This is a genomic window from Bacillus sp. FSL P4-0290, from assembly GCF_037975435.1.
Classification (GTDB): Bacteria; Bacillota; Bacilli; order Bacillales; family Bacillaceae; genus Bacillus; species Bacillus subtilis.
On sequence record NZ_CP150253.1, the window covers coordinates 1266529 to 1291155 of the forward strand.

General features: G+C 45.3%; 24 protein-coding genes and 1 pseudogene. 19 read left to right on the forward strand and 6 right to left on the reverse strand.

The window, feature by feature from the left end:
* Nucleotides 1-48 precede the first annotated feature (48 nt).
* Complete coding sequence (locus tag MKY10_RS06590) at nt 49-1023, reverse strand: multidrug resistance efflux transporter family protein (protein WP_048655274.1); 975 nt, start codon at nt 1021-1023, stop codon at nt 49-51.
* Nucleotides 1024-1154: 131 nt separating this feature from the next.
* Between MKY10_RS06590 and MKY10_RS06595 the strand changes: the two genes are divergently transcribed.
* The 13 genes and pseudogenes from MKY10_RS06595 (at nt 1155) to MKY10_RS06655 (ending at nt 16240) form a co-directional block, all read left to right on the forward strand.
* Nucleotides 1155-1652: a cupin domain-containing protein gene (locus tag MKY10_RS06595; protein ID WP_029317652.1), complete on the forward strand. Its 498-nt coding sequence runs from the start codon at nt 1155-1157 to the stop codon at nt 1650-1652.
* Nucleotides 1653-2040: 388 nt separating this feature from the next.
* Nucleotides 2041-2463 carry a DUF1641 domain-containing protein gene (locus MKY10_RS06600; RefSeq protein WP_003220510.1) on the forward strand — a complete coding sequence of 141 codons (423 nt, stop codon included), beginning with the start codon at nt 2041-2043 and terminating at the stop codon, nt 2461-2463.
* A 39-nt stretch (nt 2464-2502) separates the two neighbouring features.
* Nucleotides 2503-3681: an FAD-dependent oxidoreductase gene (locus MKY10_RS06605; protein WP_003232765.1), complete on the forward strand. Its 1179-nt coding sequence runs from the start codon at nt 2503-2505 to the stop codon at nt 3679-3681.
* 199 nt (nt 3682-3880) lie between these two features.
* Nucleotides 3881-5302, forward strand: coding sequence for a glucuronate isomerase (gene uxaC, locus MKY10_RS06610; protein ID WP_048655275.1), 1422 nt, complete (start codon nt 3881-3883; stop codon nt 5300-5302).
* 67 nt (nt 5303-5369) lie between these two features.
* The gene (locus MKY10_RS06615; RefSeq protein WP_015252301.1) at nt 5370-6749 is read left to right on the forward strand and encodes an MFS transporter; all 1380 of its coding nucleotides are present in this window, start codon (nt 5370-5372) and stop codon (nt 6747-6749) included.
* Nucleotides 6750-6853: 104 nt separating this feature from the next.
* Nucleotides 6854-7867: an ureidoglycolate dehydrogenase gene (allD, locus tag MKY10_RS06620; RefSeq protein WP_015252300.1), complete on the forward strand. Its 1014-nt coding sequence runs from the start codon at nt 6854-6856 to the stop codon at nt 7865-7867.
* 5 nt (nt 7868-7872) lie between these two features.
* A complete protein-coding gene (locus tag MKY10_RS06625; protein WP_044052549.1) occupies nt 7873-8892 on the forward strand; it encodes a zinc-binding alcohol dehydrogenase family protein in 1020 nt (339 codons plus the stop codon).
* Between the two features lie 24 nt (nt 8893-8916).
* Nucleotides 8917-9995, forward strand: a pseudogene (uxuA, locus tag MKY10_RS06630) (mannonate dehydratase).
* The gene (locus MKY10_RS06635) at nt 9992-10828 is read left to right on the forward strand and encodes an SDR family oxidoreductase (protein WP_003245605.1); all 837 of its coding nucleotides are present in this window, start codon (nt 9992-9994) and stop codon (nt 10826-10828) included. Before uxuA ends, MKY10_RS06635 begins: the two are co-directional and overlap by 4 nt.
* 47 nt (nt 10829-10875) lie before the next feature.
* Nucleotides 10876-12144, forward strand: coding sequence for an MFS transporter (locus tag MKY10_RS06640; protein WP_003245531.1), 1269 nt, complete (start codon nt 10876-10878; stop codon nt 12142-12144).
* Nucleotides 12145-12231: 87 nt separating this feature from the next.
* Nucleotides 12232-13233: a LacI family DNA-binding transcriptional regulator gene (locus tag MKY10_RS06645; protein ID WP_029726237.1), complete on the forward strand. Its 1002-nt coding sequence runs from the start codon at nt 12232-12234 to the stop codon at nt 13231-13233.
* Between the two features lie 74 nt (nt 13234-13307).
* Nucleotides 13308-14750, forward strand: coding sequence for a tagaturonate reductase (locus MKY10_RS06650; RefSeq protein WP_048655276.1), 1443 nt, complete (start codon nt 13308-13310; stop codon nt 14748-14750).
* A complete protein-coding gene (locus tag MKY10_RS06655) occupies nt 14747-16240 on the forward strand; it encodes an altronate dehydratase family protein (protein WP_015252294.1) in 1494 nt (497 codons plus the stop codon). The genes MKY10_RS06650 and MKY10_RS06655 overlap by 4 nt, the downstream gene beginning before the upstream one ends.
* A 38-nt stretch (nt 16241-16278) precedes the next feature.
* Here MKY10_RS06655 and MKY10_RS06660 read toward each other — a convergent pair whose 3' ends face one another.
* Together MKY10_RS06660 and MKY10_RS06665 are read right to left on the reverse strand one after the other, a co-directional pair.
* On the reverse strand, nt 16279-17043 hold the full coding sequence (locus tag MKY10_RS06660) for a sulfite exporter TauE/SafE family protein (protein ID WP_003245643.1): 765 nt from the start codon (nt 17041-17043) through the stop codon (nt 16279-16281).
* 224 nt (nt 17044-17267) lie between these two features.
* Nucleotides 17268-17732 carry a DinB family protein gene (locus MKY10_RS06665; protein WP_015715724.1) on the reverse strand — a complete coding sequence of 155 codons (465 nt, stop codon included), beginning with the start codon at nt 17730-17732 and terminating at the stop codon, nt 17268-17270.
* A gap of 148 nt (nt 17733-17880) precedes the next feature.
* Here MKY10_RS06665 and yjoB point away from each other — a divergent pair, with 148 nt between their 5' ends.
* The 3 genes from yjoB to phrA all read left to right on the forward strand — a co-directional run bounded on the left by yjoB (nt 17881) and on the right by phrA (nt 20557).
* Nucleotides 17881-19152, forward strand: coding sequence for an ATPase YjoB (gene yjoB / locus MKY10_RS06670; RefSeq protein ID WP_015252292.1), 1272 nt, complete (start codon nt 17881-17883; stop codon nt 19150-19152).
* A 144-nt stretch (nt 19153-19296) separates the two neighbouring features.
* On the forward strand, nt 19297-20433 hold the full coding sequence (rapA, locus tag MKY10_RS06675; protein WP_015252291.1) for a response regulator aspartate phosphatase RapA: 1137 nt from the start codon (nt 19297-19299) through the stop codon (nt 20431-20433).
* On the forward strand, nt 20423-20557 hold the full coding sequence (gene phrA / locus MKY10_RS06680) for a phosphatase RapA inhibitor PhrA (protein ID WP_003245487.1): 135 nt from the start codon (nt 20423-20425) through the stop codon (nt 20555-20557). The genes rapA and phrA overlap by 11 nt, the downstream gene beginning before the upstream one ends.
* A 30-nt stretch (nt 20558-20587) precedes the next feature.
* Here the strand turns inward: phrA and MKY10_RS06685 are convergent, their stop codons facing one another.
* The gene (locus MKY10_RS06685) at nt 20588-20845 is read right to left on the reverse strand and encodes a YciI family protein (RefSeq protein ID WP_003232731.1); all 258 of its coding nucleotides are present in this window, start codon (nt 20843-20845) and stop codon (nt 20588-20590) included.
* 120 nt (nt 20846-20965) lie between these two features.
* Between MKY10_RS06685 and MKY10_RS06690 the strand changes: the two genes are divergently transcribed.
* Nucleotides 20966-21919, forward strand: coding sequence for an N-acetylmuramoyl-L-alanine amidase (locus MKY10_RS06690; protein ID WP_015252290.1), 954 nt, complete (start codon nt 20966-20968; stop codon nt 21917-21919).
* Nucleotides 21920-21958: 39 nt separating this feature from the next.
* Here MKY10_RS06690 and MKY10_RS06695 read toward each other — a convergent pair whose 3' ends face one another.
* Nucleotides 21959-22336 (reverse strand): PH domain-containing protein, encoded by a 378-nt coding sequence (locus MKY10_RS06695; protein WP_014479546.1) that lies wholly within the window; start codon nt 22334-22336, stop codon nt 21959-21961.
* 105 nt (nt 22337-22441) lie between these two features.
* Between MKY10_RS06695 and MKY10_RS06700 the strand changes: the two genes are divergently transcribed.
* Both MKY10_RS06700 and MKY10_RS06705 read left to right on the forward strand, forming a co-directional pair.
* The gene (locus MKY10_RS06700; RefSeq protein ID WP_003244789.1) at nt 22442-23044 is read left to right on the forward strand and encodes a poly-gamma-glutamate hydrolase family protein; all 603 of its coding nucleotides are present in this window, start codon (nt 22442-22444) and stop codon (nt 23042-23044) included.
* A gap of 76 nt (nt 23045-23120) precedes the next feature.
* Nucleotides 23121-23957 (forward strand): manganese catalase family protein, encoded by an 837-nt coding sequence (locus MKY10_RS06705; RefSeq protein WP_003245071.1) that lies wholly within the window; start codon nt 23121-23123, stop codon nt 23955-23957.
* Nucleotides 23958-24000: 43 nt separating this feature from the next.
* Here the strand turns inward: MKY10_RS06705 and MKY10_RS06710 are convergent, their stop codons facing one another.
* Nucleotides 24001-24597: an ImmA/IrrE family metallo-endopeptidase gene (locus MKY10_RS06710; RefSeq protein WP_015252288.1), complete on the reverse strand. Its 597-nt coding sequence runs from the start codon at nt 24595-24597 to the stop codon at nt 24001-24003.
* Between the last annotated feature and the right edge of the window lie 30 nt (nt 24598-24627).

A 24627-nucleotide genomic window follows, 5' to 3' on the forward strand; every position in this document is an offset into this window, starting at 1 on the left:
GTAGCACAAATAAAGGAGAACAGGCTTTCACCCATTCTCCTGCAGATGCTACGCAGTCAGATTTGACTGTGCTTTCTTTTTCGGTTTTCTCGGCTGTGAAGTGAAGGTATGTAACATCATCCCCGCTATTATAATGAATAAACCGGCAAATGATAAAAGAGATGGGAAAACGCCTGACAGCAGAACAATTTCACCAAGCAGCGCGAAAATCACTTCACCGGATTGAGTGGCTTCAACAGCTGCGAGTTTTTGCGGATTGTCTCTTACCATATCAGTGGCCCAGAAAAATAAAACCGTCGCAATGATGCCTGAGCTGACGGCAACGATAAAGGATTGAACGGTTTGACTTGCTGTTGGAAGGCCATCTGACCACCAGCCGTAAGCTGCTAATATAAGCCAGAATGGAAGGCTTGCCAATGTCATTCCAAGCACGCGCTGAAATGTATCAAGCCGGCCTCCGTATTCTTCGAGCATTCTTCGGTTTCCTAACGGATAGGCAAAAGCCGCAATGACAACCGGCAGCACACTGAAAAGCAGCATCCTCCCAGAAAGCGATTCTGCATGCTGAAGCTGAATCAGAGCCGCTCCAATCAGGATGATCACAGAAGTGCCAAGTGAAACCAGGGGAATCTTTTGGCGAACGAGCTGCGGAGCGCCCGGCATATCTTGTTTGACATAAAACAAAGGAGATAAGAGTACCCCGGCTACAATTGTAATTTGCCAGGTTCCGGCTATGAGCCACCCCGGACCGTATGCAGCCGCAAATGTAATCGGCGCGTAAAAAAGCACGAAACCGACGAAGCTCCATTTGATCCAATAAAACGGCTTTTTCCTCATCTCTAGTAAGAGAGGCGTGAATGTCCCTCTCATGATGACAATCAAACATAAAAATGGCACCATAAAAATAAAGCGCAGCGAAGAGCTCCAAAGCCAGCTGCCTCCTGATAACTCCATCGCTCTGTTTAATATAAAGGTAACGGCGAAAAAGAGTGAAGCCAATATTCCGATAACGATAGCTTTCATGATATCCCTCATTCTGGCATTATTTTTTTATACTATACTATTCGGTATCATGCAGATCAATGGAATCATGAGAAAAACATCATGTTTGGCGAACCGCTATGTGTGGAAGACAAAAAAGGGAGGTGAAATTGATGGAAAAAGAGACACAGACATACTTCTTTCCGGATGACGGCAGGATTCCAAATCACCCTGATTTTCCGCTCGTGGTGTATCAAAACGCGCTTAAGGACACCGGACTGGCAGAGCGGATCGTCATCCGGCATGGCTGGTCAAACAGCTGGTCAGGGAGTGTTTTTCCATACCATCATTATCACAGCAATACGCATGAAGTCCTGATTGCCCTTAGGGGAGAGGCTGTGATTCAGTTTGGGGGTGAAAAAGGGGCTGCCATCCCTTTCAAATCAGGCGACGCAGTCGTGATTCCAGCCGGAGTCGGACATAAAAAGCTCAGCTCAAGCCCCGATTTTACTGTCCTTGGCGCCTATCCCGGTGGCGTTCAGTATGATATGAAGACGGGGAAGCCCAATGAGCGAGAGGAAGCGGTCAAACAGATTAAGCAGGCGGCGTTGCCGGCGAATGATCCGATCACAGGAAAAAGAGAGCCTCTATTGGAAATATGGGTAAAGTGAAGGGGAGAAATTGCTGGATTGTCAATAACTAGTGCCGCAGAAACGTTATGACATGAGCTCCATATAAATTAATTTCATAATCGAAGCAATTCACGTTCAAATTTTGTTCAAAAAGTGTTATCATATAGAAGGTAATCGAATTGGAGTTTTTTGTGTTTGCTATTTTCAGAGAGAGTAAAGGATTTTGACTTATTCAATTGTTTATTTTTAGATAAAAATAATACTGAATATGGCAAGATGAAAAACTGGGTAGTAAACATTTATTTTTGTAAATGATTGTGCACGAATTCACAATCCTTATTCTTATGCCTTAAAAGCGTGAGACAGGGAGAGGCACTACCCTTTCCAAAAAAATCAGCAAACTGCTTATAGTAAAGGAGAATTGGATATGCCAGAAACAATCGATCAAACAAATGCGTCTGTCAGCCAAAGCCAGCAAGATCTTATTGATCAGCTATTAAAGCCAGAAGTTCAAGAATCATTGACTGTTTTAGTTGACCAGCTTCCGAAGCTGACTGAGTTAGTGAATATTTTAACGAAGTCTTATGATTTCGCTCAGTCTGTAGCGACTGACGAAGTGTTAAAGAGCGACACAGTCGGTGCGATCACTGAAATTCTCGAGCCTGTAAAAGAAACAGCGAAAGAAGTAGCTGCGACTGCGATTGAAGCAAAAGACCGCGCGGAAGCAAGCAACGAAACAATTGGACTTTTCGGCCTTCTTCGCATGCTGAAAGATCCTCAAGCTCAAAAGCTGTTCCGTTTTGCTAACAGCTACCTTGAAGTCATGAACGAACGCGAAAACCAAAAATAATCTCAGATTCAAATTGATATAAAGGACGGAGGATATACGATGTCAAAACATATTGTCATTTTAGGCGCTGGTTATGGCGGAGTTCTTTCTGCTCTAACAGTTCGCAAACATTACACAAAAGAACAAGCACGCGTGACAGTGGTAAACAAATACCCAACTCACCAAATCATTACGGAATTACACCGCCTTGCTGCAGGCAACGTGTCTGAAAAAGCGGTTGCAATGCCATTAGAAAAACTTTTCAAAGGCAAAGACATTGATCTTAAAATTGCGGAAGTAAGCTCTTTCTCTGTTGATAAAAAAGAAGTTGCGCTTGCTGACGGTTCTACATTAACTTACGATGCGCTTGTTGTAGGTCTTGGTTCTGTAACGGCTTACTTCGGCATCCCAGGTCTTGAAGAAAACAGCATGGTATTGAAATCTGCTGCTGATGCGAACAAAGTCTTCCAGCATGTTGAAGACCGTGTGCGCGAGTACTCTAAAACGAAAAACGAAGCAGATGCAACAATCCTTATCGGCGGAGGCGGCTTAACAGGTGTTGAGCTTGTTGGTGAGCTTGCTGACATCATGCCGAACCTTGCGAAAAAATACGGCGTAGACCATAAAGAAATCAAATTGAAACTTGTTGAAGCAGGTCCGAAGATCCTTCCTGTTCTTCCAGATGATCTTATCGAGCGTGCGACTGCAAGCCTTGAAAAACGCGGCGTTGAGTTCTTAACAGGTCTTCCTGTTACAAATGTAGAAGGAAACGTAATTGATCTGAAAGACGGATCTAAAGTTGTTGCCAACACATTTGTTTGGACTGGCGGCGTACAAGGTAACCCATTAGTCGGTGAATCAGGCCTAGAAGTGAACCGCGGACGCGCGACTGTAAATGACTTCCTGCAATCTACATCTCATGAAGATGTATTCGTTGCTGGAGACAGCGCAGTTTACTTCGGTCCAGACGGCCGTCCATACCCGCCAACTGCACAAATCGCATGGCAAATGGGTGAGCTGATCGGTTACAACCTATTCGCTTACTTGGAAGGCAAAACGCTTGAAACATTCAAGCCAGTAAACTCCGGTACACTTGCAAGCCTTGGACGCAAAGACGCGGTTGCCATCATTGGTGCAAATTCTACACCGCTTAAAGGTCTTCCTGCTTCCTTGATGAAAGAAGCAAGTAACGTACGCTACTTAACACACATTAAAGGACTTTTCAGCCTGGCTTACTAATCCTTTCTATGAATCTGACATTGCCAAAAGCATTCCTTTCCGAGTGCTTTCTGGCAATGTCTTTTTTTTTGTTTATATGCTAACGTTAACATTTCATTTTCAAAAAAGAGATTGATCTCAGAGGAATATAAAGGTAAAATAGATACAAATCAAAATGTTAACGTTAACATTTTGAAATAGAATGAAAGACGGTGAGGACATGGACCCCTTCATGGGCGAAAACTTTTTATTGAAAAATGAAACCGCTGTCAGCCTCTATCACAATTATGCGAAAGACATGCCAATTATTGATTACCACTGCCACTTAAGTCCGAAAGAAATCTATGAAAATAAGACATTTCAAAACATCACGGAAGCCTGGCTGTATGGTGACCATTATAAATGGCGCATTATGAGAGCCAATGGAATTGAGGAGACATACATTACCGGAGATGCGCCTGATGAGGAGAAATTTATCGCTTGGGCGAAAACCGTGCCGATGGCGATCGGCAACCCGCTCTACAACTGGACTCACTTAGAATTGCAGCGTTTTTTTGGCATTTACGAGATTTTAAACGAGAAGTCCGGACCGGCTATATGGAAACGGACAAATGAACTGCTCAAAGGGGAAGGCTTCGGGGCAAGGGATTTAATCGTGAAATCAAATGTAAAGGTTGTGTGCACCACGGATGACCCTGTCGACTCTCTTGAATACCACCTATTATTAAAAGAAGACAAAGACTTTCCTGTCAGCGTGCTGCCTGGATTTCGGCCGGATAAAGGACTTGAGATCAATCGTGAAGGCTTTCCTGAGTGGGTGCAGGCGCTTGAAGATGCCGCCGCCATATCCATTGCAACCTATGATGGGTTTTTAAAGGCTTTGGAAAAACGAGTGCGATTCTTCCACTCAGCCGGCGGCAGAGTTTCTGATCACGCGATAGATTCAATGGTATTTGCCGAAACAACAAAAGAAGAAGCTGGACGGATTTTTTCTGACAGATTACAAGGAACAGAGGTTTCTTATGAAGATGAGAAGAAATTTAAGACATATACGCTTCAGTTTCTTTGCGGTTTGTATGCGGAGCTCGATTGGGCGATGCAGTTTCATATCAACGCTTTAAGAAACACGAATACAAAAATGATGAAAAGGCTCGGACCTGATACAGGGTATGATTCAATGAACGATGAAGAAATTGCTAAGCCTTTATACAAGCTGCTGAACTCAGTTGAGATGAAGAACCAGCTGCCGAAAACGATTTTATATTCACTGAATCCAAATGATAACTATGTCATCGCCAGCATGATCAACAGTTTTCAGGACGGTATTACCCCGGGAAAAATACAATTCGGCACAGCCTGGTGGTTTAACGATACTAAAGACGGAATGCTCGACCAAATGAAAGCGTTATCAAATGTTGGCCTTTTCAGCCGTTTTATCGGCATGCTCACCGATTCCAGAAGCTTTCTTTCGTATACGCGCCACGAATATTTCAGGCGGATCGTCTGCAATTTGATTGGAGAATGGGTGGAAAACGGCGAAGTGCCGCGCGATATGGAGCTTCTGGGAAGCATCGTTCAGGGGATTTGCTATGACAATGCGAAACACTACTTTCAATTTCAAGAAGAGAAAGCAAACGTGTAACAAAGTGTCCGCTCAGTATCGCTGAGCGGATCACTATCCGAAAATTCTTAAGACACAGAGGTGGAACATGCGAACTGAACTGGCAAATAAGGTTGTGTCGGTCGAAACGGAAAAAAGGCTTTCATTGAAAGAGAAAATGTCCTATGGCTTTGGTGATTTTGGCAACGGTTTTATGTTTGATCTCGGCCAGATTTATTTATTGAAGTATTTCACTGATGTAGCGGGAATCCCCGCTGCGATGGCCGGCGGCATTTTTTTAGTCAGTAAGCTGTTTGCAGCGATAACAGATCCAATTGTCGGCTCATCAATCGATTATCGCAAAAACATCGGCAAACGGGGGAAATTCAGGCCTTATCTATTAATCGGCAGCATCGTGCTTGCGGTGCTTACTGTTCTTATTTTTCTGTCTCCCAATGTATCAACGACCGGAAAACTGATATATGCATATGCATCCTATATGATTTGGGGCATCGGCTATTCGTTTGTGAATATTCCGTACGGCTCATTAGGGGCAGCGATGACTCAAAATTCTGAGGACCGGACCTCCATTTCGACGTTCCGCCAAATCGGATCACTTGGCGCCTTGTTTATCACAAGTGTTGCCGTGATGCCGCTGCTCATCAAGTTTGATAATCCGAAGGTCGGCTACCCGGTGGTCATGGGCTTGTTCGCCGCACTCGGTGTGCTTTGGTTTTATATTTGCTACCGCAACTGCAAAGAGCGCATTATCATATCGGAAGCACCCAAAGAAAAATTAACACTCTCATCTGTCGTCAAAACATTTATTACAAATAAACCGCTGTTAACCCTTGTCCTGATGACGATTTTTTCAATTTCCGCATACAACATTAAATCCGCCATGCTCGTCTATTTCGCACAATATAACTTGGGCAATGTTGAATTAATGGCTTATATGAACTTCATCATTATTGGTTCTTCCTTTTTGGGCGTCGTATTCCTACCAAAGCTCGTCAAGATGTTTGGAAAGAAACGAACGGCAATGATCGGCTTCGGCATCAGTGTGGCCGCGGATCTGATCAACTTTATGCTTCCATCTAACGTTTATGTGTTTACAATTCTCGCCAGTATCGCCTTTATCGGAATCAGTATCCCAAATGGCATCACGTGGGCTCTTGTCTCCGATATTATCGACTATGGCGAATGGAAATCCGGTGAACGGAAGGAAGCAACGACATATTCACTTTTCAATTTCTCAAGAAAGCTTGCTCAATCTTTGTCTGGCTTTCTCTCGGGGATCGGTTTGGGGATTATCGGCTATGTGCCGAATGCAGTCCAGACAGCACAGGCGCTGATTGGCATCAAAGCGCTGCTTCTTCTGTATCCGGCAATTGCTTTGGCATTAGCGATGATCATTATCGGCTTTCTTTATAAACTCACAGACAAGCAGCATGCTCAGATCGTTCAGGATCTTCATCAAAAGAGCTGACAATATAATATAGAGAATATTTAAAATAATTTGTAAATAAAATGTGTTTGTAGGGGTTTCGCTAGGAGAGTGCCCAAAAAACTGAAAAGGAAGGAGGCACTTACTTGAAAACGATAACAATTGCAGCTGAAGAAGCAAAGGGACTCGTTCGGCAAAAGCTGGCCGGTGCCGGTTTGAATGAACGAGATGCTGAAAAAGTAGCAGATGTTCTCGTGCACGCTGATTTGCGCAATGTACATTCGCATGGCGTGCTGCGCACAGAACACTATGTGAACAGGCTTTTAGCGGGAGGGATCAATCCTGGGGCACAGCCTGTTTTTAAAGAAACGGGGCCTGTGACCGGGGTGCTTGACGGAGACGATGGTTTCGGTCATGTGAATTGCGACATGGCGATGGACCATGCAATTGACATGGCGAAGAAAAAAGGAGTCGGCATGGTCACGGCCGTAAACAGCAGCCATTGCGGAGCGCTAAGCTATTTTGTGCAAAAAGCGGCTGACGAAAAGCTGCTCGGAATGGCAATGACGCATACAGACAGTATCGTTGTCCCGTTTGGGGGGAGGACTCCTTTTTTAGGGACAAATCCGATTGCTTACGGTGTTCCGGCTAAGCATAAAAAACCGTTTATCTTAGATATGGCGACATCCAAAGTGGCTTTTGGGAAGATTCTGCAGGCCCGTGAAGAGGGCAAAGAAATTCCTGAAGGATGGGGAGTCGATGAAAACGGAGAAGCAGTAACTGATCCTGACAAGGTCGTCTCACTTTCAACATTCGGCGGCCCGAAAGGCTATGGACTATCGATTGTAGTGGATGTGTTTTCCGGATTGCTGGCGGGCGCGGCTTTTGGCCCTCATATTGCCAAAATGTACAGCGGCCTTGATCAAAAAAGAAAGCTGGGGCATTACGTTTGCGCGATCAATCCAGCCTTTTTTACTGACTGGGATACGTTTTTAGAGCAGATGGATGCCATGATCGATGAACTGCAGCAATCACCGCCGGCTGTTGGATTCGAAAGAGTGTATGTGCCCGGCGAGATCGAGCAGCTGCATGAAGAAAGAAATAAGAAAAACGGAATTTCTATCGTCCGGAGCGTGTATGAATTCTTAAAAAGCAGGTGAGTAAAATGAAAGCGGTTCAAGTGCGAAAAGCGTATGATCTGGTGACAGCGGAGGTGAAGAAGCCAGTTCTTTCAAAGGATGATGAAGTGCTCGTGAAAGTCAAGCGAGTCGGCATTTGCGGTTCAGACATGCACATTTATCATGGAACGAATCCGCTTGCTACCCTCCCGAGAGTCATCGGACACGAGGTAACGGGACAAGTGGAGGAAGTTGGTGCGAAAGTACAGAGCCTAAAACCCGGTGATCATGTGGTAATTGAGCCGATTTCTTATTGCGGATCGTGCTATGCCTGCCGCAAAGGGCGGCCGAATGTTTGCGCCAAGCTTTCTGTATTTGGCGTACATGAGGACGGAGGCATGCGGGAATATATTGTGCTTCCGGAAAGGCAGCTTCACGCGGTCTCAAAGGACTTGCCTTGGGAGGAAGCAGTCATGGCCGAGCCTTATACGATAGGCGCCCAGGCAGTGTGGAGAGGCCAGGTGGAAAAAGGTGATACCGTCCTGATCCAGGGAGCGGGGCCCATCGGGATCTGTGTGTTGAAAATGGCAAAGCTGGCGGGCGCTGCTGTCATGATGACTGACTTGAACAACGAGCGGCTGGCATTTGCGAAAGAGAACGGCGCCGATGCTGTTGTAAATGTCCAAGCAGAACATGTTGCCGAGCGGGTCCATGAATGGACTGGGAATGAAGGAGCAAACGTGGTCATTGATGCTGTTTGCCTGCCGGAGACATTTGCACTTTCAATTGAGGCCGTGTCACCGGCGGGACATGTGGTTGTGCTTGGATTCGATGAAAGAGCGGCTCAGGTTTCTCAGCTGCCGATTACAAAAAAAGAAGTCACGATAACCGGATCGCGATTGCAGACCAATCAGTTTCCAAAAGTGGTAGAGCTTTTGAATAGAGGCCGGTTAGTGCATAACGGACTGGTGACCCATACATTTTCAGTTGATGACGTTCATCATGCATTTCAGTTTATTAAGGAGCATCCAGATCAGGTGCGGAAAGCCGTCATCACGTTTGATTAAATGACTGAATCCGGAGGTGCGAGCATGAATATGACATTCCGATGGTATGGACGAGGCAACGATACAGTCACACTTGAACACGTGAAGCAAATTCCCGGTGTCAAAGGCATCGTTTGGGCTCTCCATCAAAAGCCCGTCGGCGACGTGTGGGAAAAAGAAGAAATCAGAGCCGAGACTGAATATATTCAATCCTATGGTTTTCATGCTGAAGTTGTAGAAAGCGTGAATGTTCACGAAGCGATTAAACTTGGGAACGAAGAACGCGGCCGGTATATTGAAAACTACAAGCAAACGATCCGCAACCTTGCCGGATTTGGCGTGAAAGTGATCTGCTATAATTTTATGCCGGTTTTTGATTGGACACGCACGGACATGTCCGGCCGCTAGAAGATGGATCGACCGCTCTGTTTTTTGAAAAGGCCAAGGTGGAAAGCCTTGATCCTCAAGAGCTGATTCGGACGGTGGAGGAAGCATCCGACATGACACTGCCGGGGTGGGAGCCCGAAAAATTGGCTCGGATCAAAGAGCTTTTTGCTGCCTACAGAACGGTCGATGAAGAAAAGCTATGGGACAATTTATCATTCTTTTTGCAGGAAATTCTTCCTGTTGCTGAGGCCTATGGTGTTCAAATGGCCATTCATCCGGATGACCCGCCGTGGCCGATTTTCGGACTGCCGCGCATTATCACAGGAGAGGCAAGCTATAAGAAACTGCGGGCGATATCAGATTCACCGTCTAATTGTATCACCCTTTGTACAGGTTCAATGGGAGCCAATCCCGCTAACGACATGGTGGAGATCGCTAAAACGTATGCCGGCATCGCTCCATTTTCACATATTCGCAATGTGAAAATTTATGAGAATGGCGATTTTATTGAAACATCTCATTTAACAAAGGATGGTTCGATCAACATTCAAGGCGTGATGGAAGAACTGCATAAGCAGGATTACGAAGGATATGTCAGACCGGATCATGGGCGCCATCTTTGGGGCGAGCAATGCCGCCCGGGATATGGCTTATACGATCGGGCACTTGGCATCATGTATTTGAACGGGCTGTGGGACGCTTATGAAGCAATGGCAAAAAAAGAGGTGGGCATATGATCCCGCTGCATGAGAACCTGGCTGGTAAAACGGCTGTCATCACTGGCGGCAGCGGCGTGCTTTGCTCTGCGATGGCCCGGGAGCTAGCCCGTCATGGCATGAAGGTGGCGATTTTGAATCGGACGGCTGAAAAAGGCCAAGCGGTCGTGAAGGAGATAACGGCGGCTGGCGGCACAGCGTGCGCTGTTGCTGCGGATGTGCTGGACAGGATGTCACTGGAGCGGGCAAAGGAAGACATCCTTGGCCAATTTGGCGCTGTTGATCTGTTAATTAACGGGGCTGGCGGCAATCATCCTGACGCGATAACCGATGTGGAGACATATGAAGAAGCGGGAGAAGGCCAATCCTTTTTTGATATGGATGAGAGGGGCTTTCTAACTGTATTCTCCACCAATTTCACCGGTGCGTTTCTGGCCTCGCAAGTGTTTGGAAAAGAGCTGCTGAAAGCCGATTCACCGGCGATTATCAATCTTTCTTCGATGAGTGCTTATTCACCTATGACGAAGGTTCCGGCATACAGTGCCGCCAAAGCATCCATCAATAATTTTACGATGTGGATGGCTGTTCATTTTGCCGAAACCGGGCTGCGGGTCAATGCGATTGCCCCAGGCTTCTTTCTGACAAAACAAAATCATGATCTGCTGATCAACCAAGACGGAACGTTCACCAGCCGATCTCACAAAATTATTGCGGGAACACCGATGAAGCGCTTCGGAAAACCCGAGGATTTGCTAGGTACGCTTCTTTGGCTGGCGGATGAATCCTATTCGGGTTTTGTCACTGGGATCACCGTTCCTGTCGATGGAGGATTTATGGCTTATTCAGGTGTGTAACGAAAGCGATGCAACAGAAACTGAACCAACATAGGGGTGAGGTTGAGATGTTTTCAAAAGATAAGCTTCCCGTTATCCTTTTTTTGTTCCTGGCAGGGGTGATTAATTACCTGGATCGCTCGGCGCTTTCCATTGCAGCTCCTTTTATTCAGGATGATCTCACATTGTCTGCCACGCAAATGGGCTTGATTTTCAGCAGTTTTTCGATAGGTTATGCCATTTTTAATTTTCTTGGGGGCGTGGCATCCGACCGCTATGGGGCAAAGCTGACCTTGTTTGTCGCGATGGTTGTTTGGTCGCTGTTTAGCGGAGCAGTCGCCCTCGCTTTTGGCTTTGTCAGCCTGCTGATTATACGCATTCTCTTCGGAATGGGAGAAGGCCCGCTTTCGGCGACCATCAACAAGATGGTGAACAACTGGTTCCCGCCGACCCAGCGGGCGTCCGTTATCGGTGTAACCAACAGCGGCACGCCCCTCGGGGGAGCCATTTCCGGCCCGATAGTCGGCATGATCGCAGTGGCGTTCAGCTGGAAGGTATCCTTCGTTCTCATTATGATTATTGGATTGATATGGGCAGTGCTCTGGTTCAAGTTTGTCAAAGAAAAGCCGCAAGAGACGATCAAGGAAGCACCGGCAATAAAAGCAGAAACGTCTCCCGGAGAAAAAATTCCGCTCACCTTTTACCTGAAGCAAAAAACGGTCCTGTTCACGGCGTTCGCTTTTTTCGCTTACAACTACATCCTCTTCTTCTTTTTGACATGGTTTCCGAGCTATCTTGTCGACGAGCGGGGATTAAGTGTTGAATCGATGAGTGTCATCACGGTCATACCGTGGATTTTAGGATTTATCGGGCTGGCTGCGGGGGGATTTGTTTCTGACTATGTGTACAAAAAAACGGCACGAAAAGGTGTGCTGTTCTCGCGCAAGGTTGTGCTTGTCACGTGTTTGTTTTCATCAGCTGTCCTGATTGGTTTTGCCGGGCTGGTGGCAACGACTGCGGGCGCTGTCACACTGGTCGCTTTGTCAGTATTTTTTCTATATTTAACAGGTGCTATCTATTGGGCAGTCATTCAAGATGTGGTTGATCAAAACAATGTCGGTTCTGTTGGCGGCTTCATGCATTTCCTCGCCAACACGGCAGGAATTATCGGCCCGGCTTTAACCGGATTTATTGTTGACCAAACAGGCACGTTTTCTGGAGCATTTTTGCTTGCCGGAGGGCTGGCTGTCTTCGCTTCACTTGCTGTGATTCGTTTTGTCCGTCCAATCATTGGCAAGCCAGCGGGAACAGAAGCTGAGAATCCTGTGTCTTATTAATCTGGAAATATAGTGGGAGAGGCGGTATGTTTGATGATACAATATACAGTAAATAATCGCAGCCGGTATGATAAGGAAGGGAATTAGATGGTAACCATAAAAGATATCGCAAAACTCGCAAACGTATCCCACACTACTGTTTCCAGAGCACTCAACAACAGCCCTTACATCAAAGAACATACGAAGAAAAAAATATTAGAGCTAGCAGAGCAGCTCAACTATACACCAAATGTAAATGCGAAAAGTCTGGCGATGCAAAAGTCGCATACGATCGGGCTGTTCTTTACAAGCATTACAAACGGAACCTCGCACAGCTTCTTTGCAGACACAATTAAAGGCGTCAATCAAGCCATAAGTGAGGATTACAATCTGTATGTGCGCGGCATTGATGATCTGAAAAACTATGACTCCGTTACACCGATGAGATATGACGGCATCATTTTAATGAGCCAAAGTGACATTGATAATTCTTTTATTTACCATATTCGCGAAAAAAACATTCCGCTTGTCGTGCTGAATCGTGATATTGATGATCGCACCATCACGAATATTTTGTCCAATGACAAGGAAGGCTCTCAAGAAGCTGTAGAATACTTCATTCAGTCCGGACATCAAGACATCGCCATCATCGAGGGGATCGAAGGCTTTAAATCCTCCCAGCAGCGAAAGGAAGGCTACCTATCTGCACTGATTCAACATCATATTCCGATCAAGCATGAATACAGTGTCAAAGGACAGTACGATATGGAAAGCGGCTTTCAAGCGATGGAGCGGCTGCTGGCACTGCCGAATCCTCCAACCGCTGTTTTTTGTTCGAATGATGACATGGCAATCGGAGCGATGAATGCGATATTCGCAAAGGGCCTGCGCGTTCCTGATGATATTTCGGTGATCGGGTTTGATGATATTGGGTTTTCACAGTACATCACGCCAAGACTTACAACAGTAAAGCGCCCAGTGGAGAAAATCAGCGTGCTTGGCGCGCAAAAACTCTTGTCTCTGATCAGCAAGCCCGAAACAAAAGCAGAAAAAATCTTGGAAAACACAGAATTTATGGTGCGTGATTCAGTCAGACGATTGACGACGTGATGTCCCGTTTTTCAGCGGGCATTCTTTATACAGAAAAATGTTAACGTGTGCATAAAAAGAGGGAGGCAATAAGGGTGCAGAAGCTGAATAAAAATGTGTACGATCACTATACTCAGTATCCAGAAAAAATTCTCCAATTCGGAGAAGGAAACTTTCTTCGGGGATTTATCGATTGGCAGATTGATCAATTGAATCAACACACTGATTTTAATGGGAGTGTGGTGGTTGTTCAGCCAAGGGGCTCAGAAAAAATCAAACGATTAAATGAGCAAGATGGATTATATACGCTTTTTTTACAAGGAATGAAAGATGGAGAAGCGGTAAACGAGCATATGATTATCAACTCAATCAGCCGGGGAATTGACCTGTTTTCTGATTATGAAGCATACAAAGAATTGGCATCAAGCGAAAGGCTTCGGTTTATCATCTCCAACACCACTGAGGCTGGGATCGTATGTGATGAAAAAGATCGTTTAGAGGATAGGCCGCAAAAAACATTCCCTGGGAAATTAACTGCATTTCTCTACTTCCGCTATCAGGCTTTTAAAGGAGATCAGACAAAAGGGTGTGTCCTAATCCCATGTGAGCTGATCGAGAAGAACGGTGAAAAGCTGAAGGAAACGGTTCTTCATTATGCACATCTGTGGAAGCTGGGGGAAGGATTTACACAGTGGCTTCATGAGGCCAATACATTTTGTAATAGTTTAGTAGACCGGATTGTTCCGGGTTTTCCCGTCGACAGCATTGATGAGATCACGGCGGATCTTGGCTATCAGGATGATTTGATAGTTGTGGGAGAGCAATATTATTTATGGGTTATCGAGGGGCCTGATTGGATTGGAAGAGAACTTCCCTTTGCGGCTGCAGGGCTCCATACAAAGATCGTCAGCGACCTCACCCCATACCGGACTAAAAAAGTAAGGATTTTAAATGGCGCTCATACAGCAATGACGCCAGTGGCTTTATTATACGGCTTAAAAACTGTTAGGGATGCTGTCGAGCATCCGGAAGTTGGGCGATTTATAAGAGAGCTGATTGACGACGAAATTCTTCCTGTTTTAAAAATGGAAGGTCTTTCTCAGTATGCTGACGATGTGCTGAACCGTTTTAAAAACCCGTATATTAAGCATTACCTGGAAAGCATTGCATTGAACTCCGTTTCCAAATTCAAAACGAGAAACCTGCCGACTCTTAAGGAATATGCTGAACAAAAGGGACAGCTTCCTGAACGCTTGGTGTTTTCTTTCAGCGCTCTTCTGTATTTTTATCATGATAACGAGACATTGCAGGATGATCCGGCAGTTCTTCAATTTTTCAAAGAGGTTTGGTGTCAGGAGGATGGCGACATGCTTCGGATTGCATCAAGAGTGTTAGGCGAACAGCGGCTGTGGGGGGCAGATCTCAATGAGATACCGAAGCTGACTGATAGAGTCGCTGTTTACTTGAATCTTATTCATGAGCTGGGCATGCAGCGGGCTCTTGAACAATACTGCATACAAGGGGGAGAGGTACGTTGAAGTCGTTTATAAAGATTCATAAGCAAGATAATGTCCTTCTTGCTCTGCGGGATATCCAAAAGGGAGAGAGGCTGCATGCGGACGGTGTGTCGGTTGAAGTAAAGGATGATATAAAAAGAGGCCACAAGATTGCATTGCAGCCTATTAAAGAAAATGACAGCATCATCAAGTACGGGTTTCCAATCGGTCATGCATCACAAGATATCTCGATCGGAGAGCATATTCATGTCCATAATACGAAAACAAACCTGTCTGATATCCAATCATACAGCTATACACCGAGATTTGATGAAAATCCGTATTCTAATGAGAACCGGACGTTTAAAGGTTTTAGAAGAGAAAACGGAGATGCGGGTGTACGGAATGAATTGTGGATTGTCCCAACTGTCGGCTGTGTCAATGGAATAGCAGAAAAAATACTGCAGCGTTTTGTCAGAGAAACAGGGGATATCGCTCCATTTGATAACGTACTGGTGTTAAAGCATCAATACGGATGCTCGCAGCTTGGCGACGATCATGAAAATACGAAGCAAATCCTGCTGAATGCCATTCGCCATCCAAATGCCGGCGGCGTCTTGGTGTTAGGGCTTGGCTGTGAAAACAATGAGCTGGCAAGAATGAAGGAAGCACTGCAAGATGTGAACTTGAAGCGGGTGAAGTTTCTGGAATCCCAGTCGGTGACCGACGAAATGGAGGCAGGTGTTGCTTTGCTGAAGGAAATTCATGAAGCGGCCAAAGGAGATAAGAGAGAAGACATTCCGCTGTCTGAACTGAAGATCGGGCTGAAATGCGGAGGTTCGGACGGTTTTTCCGGCATAACCGCAAACCCGCTGCTTGGACGTTTTTCAGATTATCTCATTGCACAGGGAGGGAGTACTGTGCTGACGGAAGTACCGGAAATGTTCGGCGCAGAAACCATCCTGATGCAGCGGGCTGCCAATGAAGAAGTGTTTCATAAGATAGTCGATTTAATCAATGATTTCAAACAATACTTTATTAAACATGATCAGCCGGTGTACGAAAATCCCTCACCGGGCAACAAAGCGGGCGGCATTTCTACACTTGAGGATAAATCGCTGGGCTGTACGCAAAAAGCGGGGATTTCTCCTGTCACGGATGTCTTGAAATACGGGGAAGTGCACAAGACAAAAGGGCTGACGCTTTTGAGCGCGCCGGGCAATGATTTGATCGCCTCCTCCGCATTGGCGGCTGCCGGCTGCCAAATTGTCCTCTTTACAACGGGAAGAGGCACACCGTTTGGCACCTTTGTCCCGACGGTGAAAGTAGCGACAAACACCGAGCTGTATGAGGCGAAGCCGCATTGGATTGATTTTAACGCAGGCCTTTTAGCAGAGGATGATGTTTATGAGGAATATGTGCTGCGTGAGTTTATCCACTATATGATTGAGGTGGCAAGCGGCCAGCTTGTGAACCATGAAAAAAATGATTTCAGAGAACTTGCCATTTTTAAATCGGGTGTGACGCTATAATAAGAAAAGGCTATCCTTCAAGCGGATAGCCTTCTTCATTAAATCAATTTTAAACCGCTGACTAAAATAATGGACGCCATAATAAATTGCAGCGGACGCGGGGAGAATCGAGGCGAAAGATGGCTCCCGATCAGTACGCCGGGAATTGAACCGAGGAGCAGATTAGCTGCCAGCATGTAATCCACGCTTCCGAAGCTTGCGTTCAAAATGCCTGCTGCCGTAACAAGAAGAAAAGCATGCGCGATATCGGTTCCGACAATCTGTGACGCTTTCATGTTAAATAAGTAAATCATGGCAATTGCAAATAATGAGCCAGAACCGATTGATGTTAATCCGACGATAAACCCAAACACAACACCAATAAGAATTGTCAGCGCCCTCTTATTTTCAAGCGGCATCAGCTGCCAGCGGTTGGGACGAAGTTTTCTATCCAAAAACAAACGAACGATGATTGAAATGGCAACCAGCGTTAACACATATCCTAGAGCGTGCTTAATAATTTCTTCCTGATGCTGGTGAAAGGCGGGGAACAAATGCAATATGCCAATGGCTAGCGAAGCACTCGGAATACTGCCGATGGCTAAGTATTTTACCAATTTAAAGTTAATCGTTTTCTGCCGCCAATGGGAGGCAACGCCAAACAGCTTTGTGATCGAGTTATATACAAGATCTGTACCGACCGCGATGGAAGGATTAATTCCAAGCACAATTAAAAGGGGAGTTAATAAGGCCGCTCCACCCACTCCCGTCAATCCGACTAAGGCTCCGACAAACAAACCCATCAATATGATGCTTACACTCATGATAAAGGCCTCCTGAAAACCCGACTATTTTTATCAGATTATATATGATTAGGACGCGTTAATCAATTAAATTTTTTGAATTTTTGCACGTTAGCTGCTTGAAATTTTGGTATGCTCAATATCTCTATTCATTTGCCCTATAATGAGTGTCTGGACGAAATCGAGAAGTACTAAAGGCACAAAAAAAAGATACCTCTTAACAGGTATCTTTTTTCTTGTTTACGCTACATGCGCTGCTGATAGAAAGGAAGCTCAGTGTGGCCCATTTCCCGCACATACACGAACAGGTTGCCTTTATGGTGAATTTCATGCTCCATTGCAAGCTGAAGCAGCGCGCGGCCTGTGACTTTTCTGCCGAAAGCGGATGTCAGATCAATTTCTCTGTCCAGCTGCTCTTCAGTCAGCTGTTCAAGGATAGCGACCGTTTTTTCTGTATATGTTTTTGCCAGAACATTGAGATCTGTTTCTGTTTCCTCCTGCTTGTTTTGAAATGGTGAGGCATTGCCTTCCTTAATGACATTTGCGAACAAGTGGAAAGACGTAAGAATGTGTTTGACCAGTTCTTCTGCTGACATTGATGTTTCTGCCGGTTTGTAGCTGTAGTGGTCTTTGCTGATTTTTTCGGCAAGCTCATTGGTCACGTTTCGATGGGATAAAAAATGGCTGACAATTTGATTGGATTGGCTCATTATGATCTCCTCCATATGTAAAAATAAATGGTGCAATGAAATCCTATATCAACGGTTATGAATTCACAAGTAATATGCTGTGGGATGAAACAAAATGCTATGTCAATCGTATATATAACGTTCACAAAACATGAAATGGAGTATAAACATGACTAACATACCTTTCATTTATCAGTACGAAGAAAAAGAGAATGAAAGAGCTGCGGCGGGCTACGGCACTTTCGGTTACCTTATCACACGGATTGAAGAAACGCTTTATGATCAATACGGTGTATTCTATGAGCTCTATGCCAGTGATGATCCAAATACGGAATACTGGGAGCTTCTTGTAGAAGATGTCCGCAGCGGTTCATTGGAACCTGAGCATGTGGCATATATATTTGAAAAGCTTGAAAAGAAAACCTTTGCTTACGATGAAGATGAGAAAGAACCGGATTATACCGTCCATAAGTCTATAAGAAACAGTGTATACGCGTATCCCAAAAAGGGAGTTGCTTTTGCCAGAATTCCATATTTTCAAGATGGGAGCATTATGAGTTTTGATTGTCTGTTTGCGGTTAACGATGAAAAGATGCGTGCATTTCTGGAGGGAGTCAGACCGCGTCTTTGGGAAAAAAGCAAGCGGAAAGTGACCGTGTTTACGGATGGAGATGGAGGGACTTCAAGAGAGCAGGAAGCCATTGTCAGAGAGGTTCAGCGGAGTCAAGTCATCATGAATCCGCTATTGAAAAAAGAGATATACAGATCAATTGATCAGTTTTTTCATAGTGATAAATCGTTTTATCAAACATATGACATCCCTTACAAGCGCGGCATTCTGTTATATGGACCTCCTGGAAACGGAAAGACGACGTTAGTGAAGTCGATCGCAGGCAGTATCGATGCACCTGTTGCTTATTGGCAAATTACTGAATTTACGTCGAGCGAGACAATAGAAGAAGTCTTTCAGGCAGCGAGACGCCTCGCTCCTGCAGTTCTGGTCATCGAGGATATAGATTCGATGCCGGAAGATGTGCGGTCCTTTTTTCTCAATACGCTGGACGGCGCGACATCAAAAGAGGGGCTATTTCTCATCGGTACGACAAACTATCCCGAAGAGATCGATCCAGGTTTGATGAATCGTGCAGGACGATTTGACCGTGCCTATGAAATCGGGCTTCCGGATGAAGAGCTGCGGCTGGAATATATGAAAATGAGAGGCTTTGGCATCTTTTTGAGTGAAGGAGAAATAAAAAACGCCGCAAAACTTACAGAAGGCTTTTCCTTTGCACAGCTGGGAGAATTATATGTATCTTCAGCCCTTCAATGGCACCAAGAAGGGAATCACCATATTGAAACCATGGTGAAAGACATGACAGGAGAGCAAAGAAAAAGCCAGCGGGGAAGCTGGATGGAAAGAAACAAAGTCGGTTTTCACTAAAAGAAAGCACGGGTGTTTGAAAAACCCGTGCTTTTTTGTTGCGGTTAGCCGAAATTCGACAATTGCGGTTATTTTGCGTTCTTCTTTTTCTTGTAAATATGATAAAATATGACATATCTCGGGTAATTCAAAAGGGGGGATTAATTGAGGATGAAGCAGACGATTCCGTCCTCTTATGTCGGGCTTAAAATTAATGAATGGTATACTCATATCCGGCAGTTCCACGTCGCTGAAGCCGAACGGGTCAAGCTCGAAGTAGAAAGAGAAATTGAGGATATGGAAGAAGACCAAGATTTGCTGCTGTATTATTCTTTAATGGAGTTCAGGCACCGTGTCATGCTGGATTACATTAAGCCTTTTGGAGAGGACACGTCGCAGCTAGAGTTTTCAGAATTGTTAGAAGACATCGAAGGGAATCAGTACAAGCTGACAGGGCTTCTCGAATATTACTTTAACTTTTTTCGAGGAATGTATGAATTTAAGCAGAAGATGTTTGTCAGTGCCATGATGTATTATAAACGGGCAGAAAAGAATCTTGCCCTCGTCTCGGATGATATTGAGAAAGCAGAGTTTGCTTTTAAAATGGCTGAGATTTTTTACAATTTAAAACAAACCTATGTTTCGATGAGCTACGCCGTTCAGGCATTAGAAACATACCAAATGTATGAAACGTACACCGTCCGCAGAATCCAATGTGAATTCGTTATTGCAGGTAATTATGATGATATGCAGTATCCAGAAAGAGCATTGCCCCACTTAGAACTGGCTTTAGATCTTGCAAAGAAAGAAGGCAATCCCCGCTTGATCAGTTCTGCCCTATATAATCTCGGAAACTGCTATGAGAAAATGGGTGAACTGCAAAAGGCAGCCGAATACTTTGAGAAATCTGTTTCTATTTGCAAGTCGGAAAAGTTCGATAATCTTCCGCATTCTATCTACTCTTTAACACAAGTTCTGTATAAACAAAAAAATGACGCCGAAGCGCAAAAAAAGTATCGTGAAGGATTGGAAATCGCCCGTCAATACAGTGATGAATTATTTGTGGAGCTTTTTCAATTTTTACATGCGTTATACGGAAAAAACATTGACACAGAATCGGTCTCACACACCTTTCAATTTCTTGAAGAACATATGCTGTATCCTTATATTGAAGAGCTGGCGCATGATGCTGCCCAATTCTATATAGAAAACGGACAGCCCGAAAAAGCACTTTCATTTTATGAGAAAATGGTGCACGCACAAAAACAAATCCAGAGAGGAGATTGTTTATATGAAATCTAAATGGATGTCAGGTTTGTTGCTCGTTGCGGTCGGGTTCAGCTTTACTCAGGTGATGGTTCATGCAGGTGAAACAGCAAACACAGAAGGGAAAACATTTCATATTGCGGCACGCAATCAAACATGATGCATAAAAAAAGACCCTTAGGGGTCTTTTTTATTTCTTCAGCTTCCATTCTTTTATCGTCAGCTCAGAAGATCCACTTGCCACCAGCGGATCCGCATGGCCGATTTCCGCTGCCTCTTCCAGTGAATCTGCTTCGATGACATACGCTCCGCCTGTGGCGTCGCTGAATGGCCCAAACATTTTTAAACGTTTTTCTGCCTGTAAACGATCCAGAAATTCATAGTGCCCAGCCACATGCTCCTGATTAAATTTCTCCGTTCTCATTGTCAGCATTAAATATGTATACATATTCAGACCCTCCGTGAACTTCAGTTTAACACATTTATCCATATTACGGTGATAGATGATATGAGCTTTTCGTCCTACGAATGCCACCTATTTATGAAAAAAGAAAAGGAGAGATGATAGGTGAGCATTCCAGTAAAGAAAAATTTGGTTTCTGAGGCGAAATACGCGTTGAAGTGTCCTAATGCAATGTCCGCTGAATACATTACCATTCACAACACAGCAAACGATGCATCAGCGGCCAATGAAATCAGCTATATGATCGGGAACACAAGCTCGACAAGCTTTCATTTTGCGGTCGATGATCAAGAGGTGATTCAAGGTCTGCCGCTTAACCGAAACGCCTGGCACACAGGTGACGGCACAAACGGTCCGGGAAACCGCAAATCAATCGGTGTTGAGATTTGCTACAGCAAATCGGGAGGCCCGAAGTATGAGGCAGCTGAAGCCTTGGCGATTTCATTTGTAGCACAGCTTTTGAAGGAGCGCGGCTGGGGCATCGATCGGGTGAGAAAGCACCAGGACTGGAACGGAAAGTATTGCCCGCACCGCATTTTATCAGAGGGGCGCTGGGATCAAGTGAAGGCGGCAATTGAAAAGGAATTAAACGGGGGCGTATCAGCTAAAAAAGCTGCAGTCTCTTCTTCAGCGTCTGAATATCATGTGAAAAAAGGCGACACATTGTCAGGGATTGCCGCATCACACGGAGTCAGTGTGAAAACGCTGCAAAGCATCAATCATATCACTGACCCGAATTACATTAAAGTCGGACAAGTGATCAAACTGCCTCAGACGGCATCTGCTTCTAAAAGCCATGCCGCATCCTCATATCCGCTCCCATCCGGCGTGATCAAAGTGACAAGCCCGCTGACGAAAGGGACAAAAGTAAAGCAGGTGCAGACCGCTTTAGCCGCTCTTTATTTTTATCCTGATAAAGGAGCGAAAAATCACGGCGTTGACGGCGTTTATGGCCCGAAAACAGCAAATGCAGTGAAACGTTTTCAGTCTGTCAGCGGTTTAACGGCTGATGGGATTTACGGTCCGAAAACGAAAGCGAAGCTGGAGGAAAAGCTGTAAATGAAAAGACGGAAGCTGTGAAGCTTCCGTCTTTTTGCCTTACATACAAACTGCGGCAAGCACCTTTTGAATATCATAAATGCTCTCATCTTTTTTAAACTGCTTTGAGACGGCAGGGAGCTCTGCGCCGGAAATCCAAATTTTCAGCTCTGAATCGAGGTCAAAGCGGCCGGCCGTTTCCACGCTGAATCTGGAAATGCTTTTGTACGGAATCGATTGAAACTCCGTTTTCTTGCCTGTGATCCCCTGCTTGTCCACAAGAATAAGCCGCTTGTCAGTGAAGACAATCAAATCGCGAACCAGCTTAAACGCGGCTTCAACCTTCTCACCCTCAAGTAAAATATGAGCAAGCTCTTCTTTTACAGCAGCCGTTGACAGTGTTGACGCATTGCCGAGTAATCCATCAATAAACCCCATCATATACCTCCTCTGCGTATTCTATCAAATCATACTATAAAAAAGGTTTTCATTCATAGATGAGTAGAGTAAACTGGTGCTGACTGGTAAAGGGGGGCGTTCAAGATGGAAGATATGTATGACAGCTTTGCGGCCCTTTCTGCTTCTGAGTCGGAGTACCGGATTATTTATGAGGAGAAAAACGGAAGTGAGCTTATCGTCCTCGGTCCTCACGGCGGCAGAATTGAGCCTGGCGTCAGTGAACTGGTGCGGGCATTTTCGGATCGATGTTCCATCTATTTGTTTGAGGGTCTAAAGCAGCGAAACAACCGTTCCTTGCATCTCACTAGCATTCGTTTTGATGAGCCGCTGGCTTTAGAAAAAGTGAATGACCACCATTACGCATTAGCGTTTCACGGGTATTATGATCCGAAAATCCCGCATACATTGGTCGGCGGGGCGGATCGTAAAAAAGCCAAGCTCATTTGTGAGCGTCTGAATGAAGCGGGTTTTAGCGCCGAGCTCACTAATGAGAAAGACCGCCTGGCAGGTGTACACCCAAACAATATTGTCAATCGGACGAAAAGAGAAATGGGACTGCAATTGGAGGTAAGCACGGCACAGCGAAATGCGCTATTCCGCAATTTTGGGTGCCGTGATAAAAGCTACATACAAAACGATTTGTTTGATCGATATGTGGAAGCCGTCAAGCTTGGCTTTTATACATAAAACTAGACGGGACCTGCACGGTTGGCCTATTCCTTCATACGCTGGGGTTGTGCGAAAGTGTGGGGAGGAATGATTCATGTTTTATCATATAAAAGAGCTTCAATATCAAGCAAAGCCAGCTCATCCCGATCCGGTTTATGCGAAAAAACTTCAAGAGGTGCTCGGCGGCCAATTCGGTGAAATTAGCGTCATGATGCAGTATTTGTTTCAAGGGTTTAACTGCAGGGCGGATGCTAAGTATAAAGATTTGTTATATGATGTGGGGACCGAAGAGATTGGGCACGTAGAAATGCTGGCAACGATGATTTCCAGGCTTCTGGACAATGCACCCGCGGATGTACAGGAGGATGCTTATAAAAGCAATCCCGCTATTGCAGCAGTCATGTCAGGGATGAACCCTCAGCACGCGATTGTGTCCGGATTGGGGGCGATGGCATCAGATAGTGAGGGCTATCCGTGGAATGCAAAATACATTATCTCAAGCGGAAACCTGCTGGCCGATTTTCGCGCTAACTTAAATGCGGAGGCCCAAGGACGCCTTCAGGTGACACGGCTTTATGCCATGACCGATGATCCAGGGGTAAGAGATATGCTGTCATTTTTGATTGCAAGGGATACCTATCATCAAAATATGTGGTACGCGGCCATTAAAGAGCTGGAGGAGAGAGAACGGGATATTGTCGTCCCGACGACGTTTCCGCGTGAGCTCGAAAAGCAGGAAGTCTCCTATGACCTGTTTAACTTTTCCAGGGGGGATGAAAGCTCACAAGGAAGATGGGCACATGGGGAAGCCTTTGACGGCCGGGGTGAATTCAGGTATATCCCGGCTCCGATTGCGTTCGCATCTGCGCCTCATCTTAAACCGGCGCCCATGTGGCTGCATAATACAGTTCCCCCAATGTCGAAATGTTAGGTTCTCTTCTGGGCTGAGGAATATATCCTCAGCCCGTATTTGATCAGATGTTTTTGCCAATATGATATAACGCTTTTTCCTCAGCGACCTGCAAGTGCTGATGATCGCCTTCCTCGTACGCATGTGGCCGCTTGTGAGATAATAAATAAGCGAGCCGCTTCTGAAATTGAATACCTGCTTTACGCCGTTCAAACATGTCAAGCCTTTTATCAGCAAATTCCTTTGTTACCCGGAATACCGCCGCAATTGTGGCGAGTGCCTGGCTTCTCCATTGCGGCAGTTCCATCTGCAACAGCATAAAGGTTGGCACACAGAAGTGGTACATAAATTGATTTGCCTGAAATTCCTGAAGCTCTCTGAAGAGCTTGTTCATCTGAAAATGATTGCCTGCATGCTTTAACACGTGGCACAGCTCATGGCCAAAATCCTCCCATTGCTCTTCCCGTGACTTTTTTTGGTTTAATACGATACTGTACATGCCGTCGTATTTCACCATCATGCTCCCCATATCCTCAAAGTGCACCCAAATATCCAGATCCTTTGCGATTTTCAGCATGTCAATGTGATGAGGGGATGTGATGCCCAGCCGGCCGTATAAATTTTTAACGTATTCCTCCAGATGTGATAAGTAATCGCCCAATTGAATACTCCCTTTCGAACATTTGTTCTG

What these genes read in the sequence shown, in the direction of transcription:
- MKY10_RS06590 (WP_048655274.1), bottom strand. Translation starts at nt 1,023, where the DNA reads ATGAAAGCTATCGTTATCGGAATATTGGCTTCACTCTTTTTCGCCGTT.
- MKY10_RS06595 (WP_029317652.1), top strand. Translation starts at nt 1,155, where the DNA reads ATGGAAAAAGAGACACAGACATACTTCTTTCCGGATGACGGCAGGATT.
- MKY10_RS06600 (WP_003220510.1), top strand. Translation starts at nt 2,041, where the DNA reads ATGCCAGAAACAATCGATCAAACAAATGCGTCTGTCAGCCAAAGCCAG.
- MKY10_RS06605 (WP_003232765.1), top strand. Translation starts at nt 2,503, where the DNA reads ATGTCAAAACATATTGTCATTTTAGGCGCTGGTTATGGCGGAGTTCTT.
- uxaC (WP_048655275.1), top strand. Translation starts at nt 3,881, where the DNA reads ATGGACCCCTTCATGGGCGAAAACTTTTTATTGAAAAATGAAACCGCT.
- MKY10_RS06615 (WP_015252301.1), top strand. Translation starts at nt 5,370, where the DNA reads ATGCGAACTGAACTGGCAAATAAGGTTGTGTCGGTCGAAACGGAAAAA.
- MKY10_RS06625 (WP_044052549.1), top strand. Translation starts at nt 7,873, where the DNA reads ATGAAAGCGGTTCAAGTGCGAAAAGCGTATGATCTGGTGACAGCGGAG.
- MKY10_RS06635 (WP_003245605.1), top strand. Translation starts at nt 9,992, where the DNA reads ATGATCCCGCTGCATGAGAACCTGGCTGGTAAAACGGCTGTCATCACT.
- MKY10_RS06640 (WP_003245531.1), top strand. Translation starts at nt 10,876, where the DNA reads ATGTTTTCAAAAGATAAGCTTCCCGTTATCCTTTTTTTGTTCCTGGCA.
- MKY10_RS06645 (WP_029726237.1), top strand. Translation starts at nt 12,232, where the DNA reads ATGGTAACCATAAAAGATATCGCAAAACTCGCAAACGTATCCCACACT.
- MKY10_RS06660 (WP_003245643.1), bottom strand. Translation starts at nt 17,043, where the DNA reads ATGAGTGTAAGCATCATATTGATGGGTTTGTTTGTCGGAGCCTTAGTC.
- MKY10_RS06665 (WP_015715724.1), bottom strand. Translation starts at nt 17,732, where the DNA reads ATGAGCCAATCCAATCAAATTGTCAGCCATTTTTTATCCCATCGAAAC.
- yjoB (WP_015252292.1), top strand. Translation starts at nt 17,881, where the DNA reads ATGACTAACATACCTTTCATTTATCAGTACGAAGAAAAAGAGAATGAA.
- phrA (WP_003245487.1), top strand. Translation starts at nt 20,423, where the DNA reads ATGAAATCTAAATGGATGTCAGGTTTGTTGCTCGTTGCGGTCGGGTTC.
- MKY10_RS06685 (WP_003232731.1), bottom strand. Translation starts at nt 20,845, where the DNA reads ATGTATACATATTTAATGCTGACAATGAGAACGGAGAAATTTAATCAG.
- MKY10_RS06695 (WP_014479546.1), bottom strand. Translation starts at nt 22,336, where the DNA reads ATGGGGTTTATTGATGGATTACTCGGCAATGCGTCAACACTGTCAACG.
- MKY10_RS06700 (WP_003244789.1), top strand. Translation starts at nt 22,442, where the DNA reads ATGGAAGATATGTATGACAGCTTTGCGGCCCTTTCTGCTTCTGAGTCG.
- MKY10_RS06705 (WP_003245071.1), top strand. Translation starts at nt 23,121, where the DNA reads ATGTTTTATCATATAAAAGAGCTTCAATATCAAGCAAAGCCAGCTCAT.